This is a genomic window from Amycolatopsis sp. NPDC004079 (assembly GCF_040610415.1).
GTDB lineage: Bacteria > Actinomycetota > Actinomycetes > Mycobacteriales > Pseudonocardiaceae > Amycolatopsis > Amycolatopsis halotolerans.
In genome coordinates, this window is the sequence record NZ_JBEXMH010000057.1 from 26924 (window position 1) to 39481 (window position 12558).

Annotated in this window: 13 protein-coding genes; 3 read left to right on the forward strand and 10 right to left on the reverse strand. The window is 69.5% G+C overall.

Translation table 11 applies throughout. From position 1 onward, the window contains the following. The first annotated feature begins 144 nt into the window (after nucleotides 1-144). Nucleotides 145-981 (forward strand): alpha/beta hydrolase, encoded by an 837-nt coding sequence (locus ABZX37_RS38460; RefSeq protein WP_354748165.1) that lies wholly within the window; start codon nucleotides 145-147, stop codon nucleotides 979-981. A gap of 14 nt (nucleotides 982-995) precedes the next feature. Here the strand turns inward: ABZX37_RS38460 and ABZX37_RS38465 are convergent, their stop codons facing one another. The 6 genes from ABZX37_RS38465 to rplM form a co-directional block, all read right to left on the reverse strand. Then, complete coding sequence (locus ABZX37_RS38465; protein WP_354748167.1) at nucleotides 996-1451, reverse strand: hypothetical protein; 456 nt, start codon at nucleotides 1449-1451, stop codon at nucleotides 996-998. A gap of 16 nt (nucleotides 1452-1467) precedes the next feature. After that, complete coding sequence (locus ABZX37_RS38470) at nucleotides 1468-4137, reverse strand: hypothetical protein (RefSeq protein ID WP_354748169.1); 2670 nt, start codon at nucleotides 4135-4137, stop codon at nucleotides 1468-1470. Further along, nucleotides 4137-4451: a hypothetical protein gene (locus tag ABZX37_RS38475; RefSeq protein ID WP_354748171.1), complete on the reverse strand. Its 315-nt coding sequence runs from the start codon at nucleotides 4449-4451 to the stop codon at nucleotides 4137-4139. The genes ABZX37_RS38470 and ABZX37_RS38475 overlap by 1 nt, the downstream gene beginning before the upstream one ends. A 128-nt stretch (nucleotides 4452-4579) precedes the next feature. After that, on the reverse strand, nucleotides 4580-5917 hold the full coding sequence (glmM, locus tag ABZX37_RS38480; RefSeq protein WP_354748173.1) for a phosphoglucosamine mutase: 1338 nt from the start codon (nucleotides 5915-5917) through the stop codon (nucleotides 4580-4582). Between the two features lie 248 nt (nucleotides 5918-6165). After that, nucleotides 6166-6654, reverse strand: coding sequence for a 30S ribosomal protein S9 (gene rpsI, locus ABZX37_RS38485; RefSeq protein WP_037816243.1), 489 nt, complete (start codon nucleotides 6652-6654; stop codon nucleotides 6166-6168). 11 nt (nucleotides 6655-6665) lie between these two features. Beyond that, the gene (gene rplM, locus ABZX37_RS38490) at nucleotides 6666-7118 is read right to left on the reverse strand and encodes a 50S ribosomal protein L13 (RefSeq protein WP_009072361.1); all 453 of its coding nucleotides are present in this window, start codon (nucleotides 7116-7118) and stop codon (nucleotides 6666-6668) included. A 253-nt stretch (nucleotides 7119-7371) separates the two neighbouring features. Between rplM and ABZX37_RS38495 the strand changes: the two genes are divergently transcribed. Together ABZX37_RS38495 and ABZX37_RS38500 are read left to right on the forward strand one after the other, a co-directional pair. Then, nucleotides 7372-8277 carry a hypothetical protein gene (locus ABZX37_RS38495; protein ID WP_354748175.1) on the forward strand — a complete coding sequence of 302 codons (906 nt, stop codon included), beginning with the start codon at nucleotides 7372-7374 and terminating at the stop codon, nucleotides 8275-8277. Between the two features lie 52 nt (nucleotides 8278-8329). Further along, the gene (locus ABZX37_RS38500; RefSeq protein WP_354748177.1) at nucleotides 8330-9025 is read left to right on the forward strand and encodes a DUF4333 domain-containing protein; all 696 of its coding nucleotides are present in this window, start codon (nucleotides 8330-8332) and stop codon (nucleotides 9023-9025) included. Between the two features lie 221 nt (nucleotides 9026-9246). Here ABZX37_RS38500 and ABZX37_RS38505 read toward each other — a convergent pair whose 3' ends face one another. The 4 genes from ABZX37_RS38505 to ABZX37_RS38520 form a co-directional block, all read right to left on the reverse strand. Further along, nucleotides 9247-9537: a WXG100 family type VII secretion target gene (locus tag ABZX37_RS38505; RefSeq protein WP_354748179.1), complete on the reverse strand. Its 291-nt coding sequence runs from the start codon at nucleotides 9535-9537 to the stop codon at nucleotides 9247-9249. A gap of 63 nt (nucleotides 9538-9600) precedes the next feature. Further along, a complete protein-coding gene (locus ABZX37_RS38510) occupies nucleotides 9601-9921 on the reverse strand; it encodes a WXG100 family type VII secretion target (protein WP_116202477.1) in 321 nt (106 codons plus the stop codon). A 241-nt stretch (nucleotides 9922-10162) separates the two neighbouring features. After that, nucleotides 10163-10522, reverse strand: coding sequence for a hypothetical protein (locus ABZX37_RS38515; protein WP_354748182.1), 360 nt, complete (start codon nucleotides 10520-10522; stop codon nucleotides 10163-10165). A 10-nt stretch (nucleotides 10523-10532) separates the two neighbouring features. Continuing rightward, a complete protein-coding gene (locus ABZX37_RS38520; protein WP_354748184.1) occupies nucleotides 10533-12548 on the reverse strand; it encodes a type VII secretion-associated protein in 2016 nt (671 codons plus the stop codon). Nucleotides 12549-12558: the final 10 nt, after the last annotated feature.

The following is a 12558-nucleotide window of genomic DNA, read 5'->3' on the forward strand; positions in this document are numbered from 1 at the left end:
CGGGGTTTTCAGTGCCGCTGAGCTGGGCGAGCGGCCTCCCGGACAACGCTTGACCGGACGCGCGCGCAGTCCGGCGGCGGACCCCTAAAGCGATCGGGGTGGCGCACCGGGCCGGGGCGGGGCACGGGCAGTAAGGTCACGCGCATGGCCAGCAAGCCCAAGCAGCTGCTCACGGAGCTGTCCCACCCGGGACCCCACGAGGTTTTGCGCGGCAACCTCGCCCTGGTCGGACTGCCCGGCGTCGTGTTCACCCCGCGCCAAGGCCTTGGCCTGCCCGCCATCGCGTTCGGGCACGGCTGGATGCAACCGGCGACCCGCTACCGGCAGCTCCTGCACCACCTCGCGAGCTGGGGCGTGGTCGCCGCGGCCCCCGCGACCCAGCTGGGCCCGCTCCCGTCGCACCGCCTCCTGGCCGGCGACCTGCTGACGACGCTCGACGTCATCACCACGGTCCGCCTCGGCCCGGACGGCATCAGCGTCGACCCGGAGAAACTGGGCCTGGCAGGCCACTCCACCGGCGGCGGTTCGGCAGTGCTCGCAGCCGCCCAGTCCGCCGGAGCGGGCGACGACGCCCGCCCCAAGGTCCGCGCGGTGGCGACAGTGGCCGCGGCGCAGACGTTCCCGCCCGCCACGGAAGCCGCGAAGGTGATCGGCGCCCCCGGCCTGCACCTGGCCGTGGACGGCGACCTGGTGGCCCCGGCGGTCGGCCACGCGGATGCGATCGCCCAGGCTTGGGCCGGTCCGGTGCAGCTGCGGACGCTGGCGAAGTCCTCGCACCTGGCGGTGACGGAGGGCCGGCACTGGAGCCAGTTGCTGCTGCAGGGCAAGCCGCAACGGGCGACTCAGCAGTTGGCGAAGGCGCTGTTCACTGCGTTCTTTCTCACGCATTTGACGGGTACGGACAAGTACCTGCCGCTGCTGGACGCGGATGTGAAGCGCGCGCCGATCGAGGTTCCCGACGACGAGGAACCGGCTGCCTGATCAGCCGGTTCGGCTCAGGTAGCCAGCCAGTCGGTGTTCGTGTAGTCGTCCTCGTCGTGGTGCACGCCACGCCGATGCCGCCCCGACGCCGGAGCCGCGGCCGGCGGTGCCGGAGCAGGAGGAGGCGGAGGCGTGCTCGGCCGCTCGGCAGCGGGCTCGGCGGACACGTAGCCGGCGCGACGTTCCTTCTCCGCCTCGTCGTCCTCGAACCCGAAGCTGACCTCGCCCTTGGGCTTGTCGCCGACGGTCGACTCCATCACCCAGCCGCCGGCCTTCGCCGCGCGGCGGGCGCTCTCCTGCACACGGACGATCACCTGGCCGACCGTGCGCAACTGCTTGTCGCTGGCCTCTTTGCTTTCCTTGAGGTCTTTCCGGACCCGGCTGCCGATCAACGCGAGCCGTTCCTCCGCCTCGCGTTCGATCTGGGCCATCTTGTGGCGGAACCCCGCCCCCAGGTCTTCGCTGCTCACCGCGTCCTCCCCCGTTCTAACGGCCAGGCTGATCGTCGTCGAGCAACGAACCGCTGATCCGGTTCGAGTTGGACTGCGAACCGAAAAGACCGCCGTCGACACGGTACGCGCTCGACGAACGTTCCTGCTCTCCTCCGCCGCCCGGCGCATTGCCGAGGCCGCCCATCATTCCGCCGCCCATCATGGCCGGGGTGCCGGAGCCGGTCGCCTCGTGATGCACGGGCGCGGTGCCGAGCTGCGAGGTGTCGGTCGGCGGAGCGTCGCCTGCCGAGGCCGCCATCGGGTCGCCGATGTCGCCGAGGCCGACGTGCGGAGCGGTGCCGATCCCGGGGTCGGCGGAGAACGGGTCGAGCACGGACTGGGCGCTCGTCGAATCGTCCGGTCCCGACGCCGCCGCGGCCGCTGCCGGCTCGTGCGTCGCGGGCAGTTCGTGCGAGGGCGGCTGGCCGGGGACGACCTGGTGCTCCTGCGCGGCCGGCTGACCGGGGACGGCTTGATGTGCTTGCGCGGCAACCTGATCCGGGACTTGATGTCCTTGCGCGGCAACCTGATCCGGGACGGCCTGGTTGGCGGCAGCGGCCACCGGCTGGCCCGCTGCCGCGTCCGGCACCGGCGTACCGGGCGGCGTCGGACCGCCCGGCGTGGCCTGCCCGCCGACCGCCGAAGCCGCAGCGGCTCCACCGCCGCCGGTTCCCCCGTTGTGGTTGCCCGGGTTCAGCGCACCGTCGTCGCCGAGGGTGTACTTCGTCGGATGGCCGGATCCGTCGTCGATGGTCACGACCGTCGGGCCGTCGGCTCCGGACGGCCGCTCGGCCACGATCGACAGCTTGCCGTCCTGGATGTGGATCTTGCCGTCCGGACCCGGCTGGTACTTCTGCCCGGATCCCTGCGTGCCCTCGTGTCCCTGCGCACTGTCGTGGCTCTTCGCAGCGTCCTGGGCCGGGACTCCGTCGTGCCCCTGGCCAGTCCCTTGCGCTCCGTCGTGGCCCTGCGGACCGGACCCGGCAGCCGAGTCGGGATGCTGCTGCCCCGGAGTCCCCGGCGGCTGCGTGTCGCCCGGCTTCGCCTGGTCGCCGAAGTCAAGGTCGTAAGTCTTCTGCTTGCCCGTGCCGTCGTCGACGCTGATCCCCATGTGCCCGTCCTTGCCGGGTTCGGACATGGAGATCTTGTGGCCGTCGTGCTCGACGGTCATGGTCTCGGGCTCTTCGGGCTTGAGCGCCGCGCCCGTCTTCGGGTCGATCGGATACGGCTGCCCGGTCTTCGGATCGACCTCGAGCGGCTGATGGGTGACCGGGTTGAGCCCCTCGGCCGGCTGCGGCTGAGTCTGCGGCGTTTCCGGCATCTTGGGCGTCTGCGCCGCGGCCGGGACCGGGCCGGAGCCACCGGTGCTCGGCATCCCCGAGTCCTTGCCGCCACCGCCCGACGACGACGGCGTGGTCTGCTGGCCGCCCCCGTCCTGCTGCTTCCCGCCGCCCTGGTCAGCGGGCTTCGACGACGTGGTGAAGAGATCCTCGCGAGCCTTGCCCAGCGACGCGCCGAGCTCGTTCCACACCTGGTCGACGCTCGTCCGCGTGTGCTCGCAGACCTGCTGCCAGTTGGCGACGTGCTTGTCCATGAACCCGCAGAACCCGGCGAGCCACTTCTTGGCCCATTCCTGCCCGGCGTCCTTGGTCTCGTCGTTGAGATCGCAGCTGTCGTCGTCCATCTTGTCCTTCATGTCCTGAGGCATGAGTCGGACAAAATGCTTGAAGTCGTCGTCGCTCGCGTTGCGGCCCATCTCGGCGACCCGGATCAGCCGGTCGATGTCGCCGGGCGAGAAGTCGCCCTTGTTGGGGTACTCGGTGATGTAGTAATCCTGCAGCCACTGGCATTTCGCCCGGATCAGCTTCGCGATCGAGGCGATGCTGCGGTCGATCAGGCCCGCGCCGTCCTTCAGGGTCTGCTCGACAGCCTTCGTGCCGTCGGTGATCCCCTTCCAGGACTGCTGGGCCGAATCCCGCGCGTTGCCCGACCAGTTGGCGAACACGGTCGCCATCCGGTTGTCCTGATCCGCCGCTGCGTCCACAATGGACGCGTTGACGTCCGTCAATTCCTTGGCAGCGGCCTTGAATTTGTCGAACGGGATGTCCCGCTGCTCGTCGAACGGGTCGCCGACGTGCGGCTGGAACGGATGGTCCGGCAGGTTCTGCGCGACCAGTCCACGGGCGCGGCTGTAGAGCGGCAGCAGGTTCCGGAACGGTTGCAGACCCGAGACGCCGAGGTCGAGGATCTCGTTCGAGTTCGCGACACCTGGATCCGTGTCAGTGTTCTTGGCACCCTGGTCTTTCAGCTTCTGCTTGTCGCCGTCGACCGCCTGCTGCTGCTTGTCCTGCGCCGCCTTCGCGCCTTTGTCGGCCTGGTCCTTCGCCTTGCCGTACCAGTCGTAGACGTCGCTTTCGCTCGACCACTCCCAGTCCATGTCCCCTTCGGAGATGGACAGCTTGTCCTTGTAGTAGTCGCGCCAATGGTTGCGGTCTTCGTCGCTCTGAAAGCCGTAACTCTGCGCTTCGCCGTCGTCGTCTTCGTCCTCGACGTAGTCGAAGTAGCGAAGCGCCAGCCCCCGTTTGGTGTTGCTGTCGATGCTGGGGTCGTTCATCAACTGCTGGAACTCTTGGAAAGTCGGGAAGTTCCCGCTGCGCTCGGCCATCAGCGCTTGCCGCTCTTCGTGATGGAGTCCGAGCTGCTCGCCTCGTTGGACGTGTACTTCTTGCTCGCCGACCCGAGGTTGTTCCCGAAGTCCTCAGACGCCTTCACGTAGCTGTCGACGCACTTGCCGACCGCCTCGATCCCGGTCTTGTACAGCTGGAACGAGCCGTGGTGCTTCCGCCCGAAGTCCGCTTCGGTGATCTGCAGCTGCTTCAACGCGGGCAGCGTCGTCTGCAGCCGGTCCTTCGCCGCGTCCCGCACGAATCCGCCCGCCGTCTCCAGCATCTGCGGATCGACATTCTGCCGGTTCCCCACGCTCGCCCCTCCTCGACTGCCCAGTGCTTCCGGACCTTGGACGCACAAAAGCCGTCGGCGGTGCCGGACACTCGTCTACGGAATGTACCCGGAGAGTGACGAGGAGCGCAGCGATTCGGGCAGTTCGGTCAGGAGACCGCGGACACGACCCCAGCCAGCCGATCCGCCGCGGCCTGAGCCGTGTCGTGGGCCGGGGCTTCCACCATCACCCGCACCAGCTGCTCGGTCCCGGACGGACGCAGGAGAACCCGGCCTTCCTCGCCGAGTTCGGCTTCGACCTCGCCTACCGCGTCGCGGACTTCGGCGGACCCGGCGACAGCTGCCTTGTCCGCCACCGGGACGTTGACCAGCACCTGCGGGAGCCGGTTCATCACCGCGGACAGTTCCGCCAGCGGTTTGCCCGTCGCGGCCATCCGGGCCATCAGGCGCATCGCCGTCAGGAGGCCGTCGCCGGTGGTGGCGTGGGCGGGGAGGACTACGTGGCCGGACTGTTCGCCGCCGAGGGCCAGGCCCGACGCGCGCAGTTCCTCCAGCACGTAGCGGTCACCCACCGCAGTCGTGACGACCGTGATGCCGTGTGCCTTCATCGCCAGGTGCAGGCCGAGGTTGCTCATCACGGTCGCGACCAGGGTGTCCTTCACCAGCGCGCCTTCTTCGGCCAGCGCCAGCGCCAGGACCGCCATGATCTGGTCGCCGTCCACCAGCTCGCCGGCGGCGTCGACGGCCACGCAGCGGTCGGCGTCTCCGTCGTGGCCGATGCCGAGGTCGGCACCGTGTTCGACGACTGCCGCGCGCAGCAGGTCAGGGTGGTTCGAGCCACAGCTGTCGTTGATGTTGAGGCCGTCCGGCTCCGCGTGCAGGGCCACGACCTCGGCGCCGGCCCGGCGGTACGCCTCCGGAGCGGCCGCGGACGACGCGCCGTTCGCGCAGTCCACCACGACCTTCAGGCCGGTCAGCGGGTGCGGCGTCGCGGCGACCAGGTGCTCGATGTACTTGTCGAGCGCGTCGGGAACGTCGGTGACGCGGCCGACGCCGTCGCCGGTCGGGCGGGTGATGCCGGTCGCGTCGAGGCCGGATTCGATCTCGTCCTCGATGCTGTCCGGCAGTTTGTGCCCGCCGGCGGCGAAGAGCTTGATGCCGTTGTCCGGCATGGGATTGTGCGAGGCGGAGATCATCACGCCGAGGTCCGCTTCGAGCGCACCGACGAGGTACGCGACGGCGGGAGTCGGGAGCACGCCGAGCCGCAGGACGTCCGCACCGGCTGACGCGAGGCCCGCCACCACGGCGGCCTCCAGCATCTCGCCGCTGGCGCGCGGGTCGCGGCCGACCACGGCCACCGGGCGGTGCGAACGGTCGTGCGCCGCCAGCACTCGGGCGGCACTCGCCGCGACCGACAGGGCCAGTTCCGGGGACAGGTCGGCATTGGCCAGACCGCGTACCCCGTCGGTGCCGAACAGTCGAGCCATCTGATCCCTCTCCTCGAACTGCGAGACCGAAAGTCTAGCCCGCGACGCCGCTGTCCAACCGGAGGGCAGGGGGCGCGATCGGGGCCGCAAACGCAACCGGCGGCGCACGAGGTGAGACCTACGTACGCCGCCGGGGTCCAGGGGCTTGCCCCTGGCGGGGGCTTGGGGGTTCGACCCCCAATGTGATCGCGGAGCGAGCCCGGCGAAGCGCCGTCAGGCGCGAGCAGGGTTCGCCCACGAACGGAGCATCAGCGCTTGGAGTACTGCGGGGCCTTACGGGCCTTCTTGAGGCCGTACTTCTTCCGCTCCGTGGCGCGCGCGTCACGGGTCAGGAAGCCGGCCTTCTTCAGGGCCGGGCGGTCGTCGGCGTCAACCTCGACCAGCGCACGGGCGATGGCGAGACGCAGCGCGCCCGCCTGGCCCGAGATCCCGCCGCCCTTGAGGTTGGCGAAGATGTCGAAGGAGTCCGGCTTCTCGACGGTGACGAGCGGCTCCTTGATGAGCTGCTGGTGCACCTTGTTCGGGAAGTACTGCTCGAGCGACTTGCCGTTGAGCTTGAACTCACCGGTACCCGGCACGACGCGGACGCGGACCACGGCCTCCTTGCGGCGGCCGACCGTCTGCGCGTTGCCACCGGCGGCACGCGACGGGCGCGGGGCGGCGGCGGACTCGCTGGTCGCCACGGCCTCGGCGGGGGTCTCGGTCGAAGCGACGACCTCGGTCTCGGTGCTGGTCAACTGTTCCTCACTCACTGCGCGACCTGCGCGATCTTGGTGATCTCGCGCGCCTGCGGCTGCTGCGCGGCGTGCGGGTGCTGCGGGCCGGCGTACACCTTCAGCTTCTTGGCCATGGCGCGGCCGAGCTTGTTCTTCGGCAGCATGCCCTTGACCACCTTCTCAACGAGGTGCTCGGGCTTGGTGTCGAGCAGCTCGCCGAAGGAGCGCTTCCGCAGGCCGCCGGGGTAGCCGCTGTGCCGGTACGCGAACTTCTGCTCGCGCTTGTTACCGGTGAGAGCGACCTTCTCGGCGTTGACGATGATGACGAAGTCACCGGTGTCCACGTGCGGGGCGTAGGTCGGCTTGTGCTTGCCGCGCAGCAGCGTGGCGACCTCGGTCGCGAGCCGTCCGAGCACGACATCCTCGGCGTCGATCACGTGCCAGGCACGAGTGACGTCGCCGGGCTTGGGGCTGTACGTGGGCAAGGGTCTACCTCGTCGTCATTGCGTGTGGGTAATGTGCGGGCCGAGCGCTGACGCGCCGCAACGCACAACGACATATGAAGATACCCCTGTGGTCCCGCCTGTTGTGCAGCGGGGGTGCGAAGACGCCTCGTCGGCCGGTCACAGCGTACCCGACCGGTTCCCGGAACCACCACGCCGCCGTGCGCGTCCGCTCGAGGTGAGACGATTCGCTCGCGCATCCGCGCGAGCACGAGCGAGCACCTGGGGACAGCAGTTGAAGACACGAGCGAGGACGACCGCAGCCGTACGGACGACCGCGGCCGTCGCCGCCGTGCTGGCGCTCGCGACCGCGTGCGGGCAGGCCCGCGCCGGCACCGCGCTGCCCGACGGCGACCAGGCCGCCGCGTACGTCGGCGCGAAGTTCGAGAAGGCCATGGCGAAGCTCGGGGACACGATCGTCGACCCGCGCAACGTGACCAACTCCGCGGACCGGTACTTCAAGTTCGACGACAAGTACCTGCACAACATCGTCACCTCCGCGCGCACCGGCAGCCCGGAGAGCCGCATCGTGCACAACCGGTCGCAGAAGAACCCCAACGAGTTCCTCGACTCGTTCACCCCGGCCGACGGCACCGTCGAGTACCTCTACCTCGGCCCGGCCTACAAATCGCTCGCGCCGACGCCGTGGGTGTCGATGCCGAAGCCGGAGGCCGGGCTCGTGCAGCCGTGCGCGTGGGGCGGGGTGCAGATCGCGTGCAAGATGGGCGACTCGGTCGACAGCTCGTACAAGGCGGACAAGAAAGCGCTGCGCGGCGCGAAGAGTTCCGCGGACGGCACTGAGCAGCTGACCGTGAACGTGCCGTTCTCGATCTTCCTCGACCGGCGCGTCGAACTGCTGCCGGACAAGCTGGTCAACCAGGTCGGACCGGAACTGCGCAAGGCCGTCGTGCCGAGCACGATCACGCTCAAGCCGGACGGTTCGCTCGCCGAGTTCACGATGGCGGCCAAGTTCGAGGGCGACGGGCACAAGGTCGAACTGCGCTACGACTTCAAGTTCACCGGCGAGGCGACCGCCTCGGACCTGCCGACGGTTCCGGACGCCTCGCAGGTCACCGTGCTCGCGGACGACGCGGCCAAACAGGACTTCTACCGCAGGCTCGGCGAACTGCAGGGGCGCTGATGCGCACTCTCCCGCCGACCCCCGCGCCCATCGAACCCCGAGGTGAGCACCGATGACCCAGCCTCCCGACCAGCAGCCGCAAGGCCAGCCGCAGTGGTGGCAGCCGGGGACGAACGCGCCGCAGCAGGGTTACCCGTCCGAAGTGGACAGTTCCGGATGGCAGGGCGGACAGCCCGCGGGCGGCCAGTGGGCGCAACCCCCGGCGCAGCAACAGTTTCCGCCCGCGCAGTATCCGCAGCAGGGTTACCCGGCCCCGCCTTACGGGCAGCAGGGCCAGCCGTACGGCGGGCCTGGGCAGGCGCACAGCCAGCCGACTCCGGTGCCGCCGCAAGGCCAGCCGGGGCAGCAGCCGCCCGGAAGTCCTTACGGCGGCGGGTTCCAGCCGTCCGAGTACGGCGGGCTCGGCGCGTTTTCTTCCGCCAAGCCAGGAAAGCCGCGGTCGAAGAAACCGTTCCTGATCGCCGGCGCGGTCGTGGTGGTGCTCGCCGCCGCGGCCGGGATCTCGTGGGCGACCGGAGTGTTCAGCGGGGACACCCTGGACCAGAAGTCGTTGCAGGACGGCGTTTCCAAGGTGCTCAACGAGAACTACGGCGAGCCGGACGTCAAGAACGTCGCGTGCCCGTCCGGGCAGACGATCGAGAACGGCGCCACGTTCGACTGCACGGTGCAGGTCGGCGGGCAGCCGAAGAAGGTGACCGTGCGGGTGCTCAACGACAAGCCGGAATATTCTGTCGGCGCGCCGCACTGAGCGGCGCGGTTTCCCCGGCCAAGCCAGGAAAACCGGTCGAAGAAACCGTTCCTGAGCGGCGGCGCGATCGTCGTGGCGCCGACCGCCGTTCCAAGGCGCTCAACGAGCAGCCAGAATATTCCGTCGACACCCCGCACTGAGCCGCGAAAGTCTTTCCCGCGCACGAAAACGGCGGGCCGGCACCCGAAGGTGCCTGGCCCGCCGTGGTTTCGGAGCGTGGCTCAGAACAGGTTCTGCACCGAGCGGTCCGTCGCCTGGTAGCCGTCCGCGATCTGCGGCAGCACGGCGGCGATCTGCGCCAGAAGCTGGGTGAACTCGTCGAACTTCTGGTCCCACTCGTTCTGGGCCTGGATGTACTGGTCCTTCGCTTCACCGCTCCAGCTGTGGGTCAGCGGGTTGAGGTCGCTCTTCAGGTTGTCGAAGAGGGTCTTCAGCTCGCCACCGGTGGCGGTGCAGTCCTCCGCTGCGCGGTGGATCGTACCCGGGTCTACAACAATACGGCCGTCAGGCATGTCAAGCTCCTGTCAGAAGAATGAATGAAGATGGGGGCGAAATCCGAACGGGAAAGATCCCGATCAGCCAAGAACGCCGAAGCCCTTGTTGAGCGAGTTGATGTGCTCGTGCTGCGCCGCCTCGCTCTTGGCGTACATCGAGCCACCTTCCTGAAGCAGGGTGCCGATGCGGTGCAGAGCGTCGTTGAGGCCACGACCGCAGTCGTCGAAGCGGCGCATGACGTTGTCGAAGGCACGCTGCGCGTCGCCTTCCCAGCCCGCGCGGGTCGCCTCGATGTTGGAGCGCAGGTCGCCCAGGTTCTTGTTCATCCGGCCGGTCGCGTCGACAACGCGCCCCTCAGCCTGAGTGAATTCCTTCGGATCCCCAGTGAAGCCGCCAGCCATGGGAGCTACCCCCTTCGTGAGTGGTTGTGCGCGCCGGCTGGTGTTTCCGGCACTGCACCTACGACGAAGACATTGCCAGTTCGGTTCACACTTGTCGCGACTTCTTCTCAAGTAGTTGCTTGCGTGAACGCCGGATCAGGGAACCGCCCGGCAACGGCCGGGTTAACGATCTCCGGGCGCTTCCGAAAAAACCTTGTCCACCAGCGTGGTTAGCACACGCACAGCCGGTTCCCGGAATATTTCAGGAGTCCCGGCTCATGATTCGCGACTGCGAAAAGTCCTCGTCCTCTTCACTCGTCCGTGTCTGTTCGGGCGAAATCTTGGGACGAACGGGAACCGGCTCGGGAGCGGCGGGTTCCACCGGCATCGGCAATCCGCGGGCCGTGCGGAACCGGCGGGCGGCCCCGCGCAACGCGGACGGCGCGGGTTCCGCGGCGCCGGAAAGCCGTCGCCTGCCGAACTCCTTCAGCAGTTCCCGGTTTTCGCCGCGGCGCCGTTCGCTGCGCGCGAGCGCGGTGCCCGCGACGCGCCGCGAGAAAGTGACTGCGTCCTGGCCTGCTCGGGTGAATGCCGCTGGCGCGGATTCCGGTTCGGAGGCCACGAGTGCTCCTTCAGCTGGTGATCTTCAACGTGCGCACCACCTGCTCGCACGCGGCGTCGACGCGCTGCTGCACCGCCGGCGACTGGTACTGGCAGCCGACGTGCACCCGGATCCGCCCCTGTACGAGCACATACCAGCGGACGGTAATCCGTTCGGGTTTGCTCTCGACATAGCCGATCACGCTCCGGCCACCGTAAGTCAGGTCGGAGCGGAACGCAGTGTAGTTCGCGTTTCCGCTGACTCCGGATCGCAAAGCATCGACGAGTTTCTGCCGGTCCGCCGTCGCGTCGTAGTCCATGACGAACTCCTGCGCGAGCACGAGGTCGTTGCCTCGCTCGGCGTCCTGCGGGTGCAGGATCACCTGCCGGTCCGCGACCTCGTCGGTGGTTTGGACCCAGTCGTTCGGCGCGACGAGGCTGAAGTCGTATTGGGAGAACGAGCGGCCTTGCTCGGAGTCGTTCCCGCTGCTGACGAAGTACCCGACTCCGCCCGCGATCAGCGCCGCGACCGCCACCGCCGCGGTGATCAGCCACAGCTTGCGGCGTTTCTTCGCCTTGCCGCCGGAGCCGCCCGACGCCTCGGCACCGGGAGCGCCGAACGCCCCGTTCCCGGAACCGTTCTGTCCCAACGCGTTCTTGCCCGGCCCAGTCTGCAATGGACTCGGGGGCGCCACGGCTCCGAACGGCGCGCTTTGCGGTCCCCTGGCCGGATCGGCGGGCGAGAACCCGCGCGGCGGCACCGGAGCGTTTCGCGGCGGCGCGTTCAGCGCGTTCGGCACCGGCGGCACGCGACGGGTCGGCGCGTCCCCGCGGACGATCTCGGTGCGATGGTCGGTGTGCCCCGGAATCGACGAACCGGGCAGCACGCCGGTGCGGTCCGGTTCCAGCAGCACCGCCCGGAGCGCGCCGCGCGCGACCACCGTCTCCGGCTGGTCCAGGCTCGTCGGCACCACGCCGGTGCGCTCGTGCACCAGCCGGGAAATCATCGGGATCCGGCTCGAACCGCCGACGAGGAAGATCGCCGCGAGCTGCTTCGGACGCAGGCCCGAGTCGGCGATCGCGCCGCTGGTCAGCTCGACCACCCGGCCGAGCGGAGCCCCGATCAGCCGTTCCAAGTCCACTCGCGTCACGTGCGCGTCCGCGAACGGCGGCGGCAACGGGACGTCGGTGTACGTGTGCCGGGACAACGTCTCTTTCGCGCCACGGACGTCCTGGCGCAGCACCCGGCGTCGCCGCCGCTCAGCCAGCTCGCGACCCTCGACCAGCTGTTGCCACGCCTGCGGATCCGTACCGGACACCAGCGACCCGACGTGCTCCAGCAACGCCTGGTCGATGTCGGCCCCGCCGAAGCTCGGGTCGCCTCGGGTAGCGAGCACCTGGAACCCGCCCCGCTGCGGCGGCGCACCCGGCGCCCGCGCGGCGCGCGCGGCCTCCGGCGACCGCTGGACGACGCTGACGTCGACCGTGCCCCCGCCGAGGTCGAGCACTGCCAACGCGTCGCCAGGACGGCCGGAGAACTCGACCGTCCGACCGCCCGGCGAAGCTTCCGGGGCGAAGGTGGCCGCGTGGTACACCGCCGCGGCGACCGGTTCCGGCACCAGCGCCACCTCGCGCGCCAGCCGTCCCGCGGCCTGGCGCAGCAGCCGGGTGCGGATCGCGCCCCAGTCCGCCGGGTGGGTGAGCACCAGCAGGTCCACCTCGGCGTCGCCCGCGACGCGCCGCGCCTCGGCGACCGCCCGGTCCAGCACCGCGTGCACGACGTCGATGACCCGCAGCACCGAATCGCCGAGCAGCAGATCGCCCTCGTCGATCCGCCGCTTCGGATTCGGCTCGTACCGCGACGGGTCGACGGCCGCCTGCCGCTCGGCCTCCTGGCCGACGAACAGGGTGCCGTCGGACGCCGCGTACACCGCCGAAGACATCAACGGCTGCCCGTCGATCACCACGACCTGCGGTTCGCGGCCGTTGACCGACACGACGACACAGGTGCTCGAGGTCCCGAAGTCGATCGCGACCCGCACCGTCACCGGGCACCCC

What these genes read in the sequence shown, in the direction of transcription:
- ABZX37_RS38460 (WP_354748165.1), top strand. Translation starts at nt 145, where the DNA reads ATGGCCAGCAAGCCCAAGCAGCTGCTCACGGAGCTGTCCCACCCGGGA.
- ABZX37_RS38470 (WP_354748169.1), bottom strand. Translation starts at nt 4,137, where the DNA reads ATGGCCGAGCGCAGCGGGAACTTCCCGACTTTCCAAGAGTTCCAGCAG.
- glmM (WP_354748173.1), bottom strand. Translation starts at nt 5,917, where the DNA reads ATGGCTCGACTGTTCGGCACCGACGGGGTACGCGGTCTGGCCAATGCC.
- ABZX37_RS38500 (WP_354748177.1), top strand. Translation starts at nt 8,330, where the DNA reads ATGACCCAGCCTCCCGACCAGCAGCCGCAAGGCCAGCCGCAGTGGTGG.
- ABZX37_RS38505 (WP_354748179.1), bottom strand. Translation starts at nt 9,537, where the DNA reads ATGCCTGACGGCCGTATTGTTGTAGACCCGGGTACGATCCACCGCGCA.
- ABZX37_RS38510 (WP_116202477.1), bottom strand. Translation starts at nt 9,921, where the DNA reads ATGGCTGGCGGCTTCACTGGGGATCCGAAGGAATTCACTCAGGCTGAG.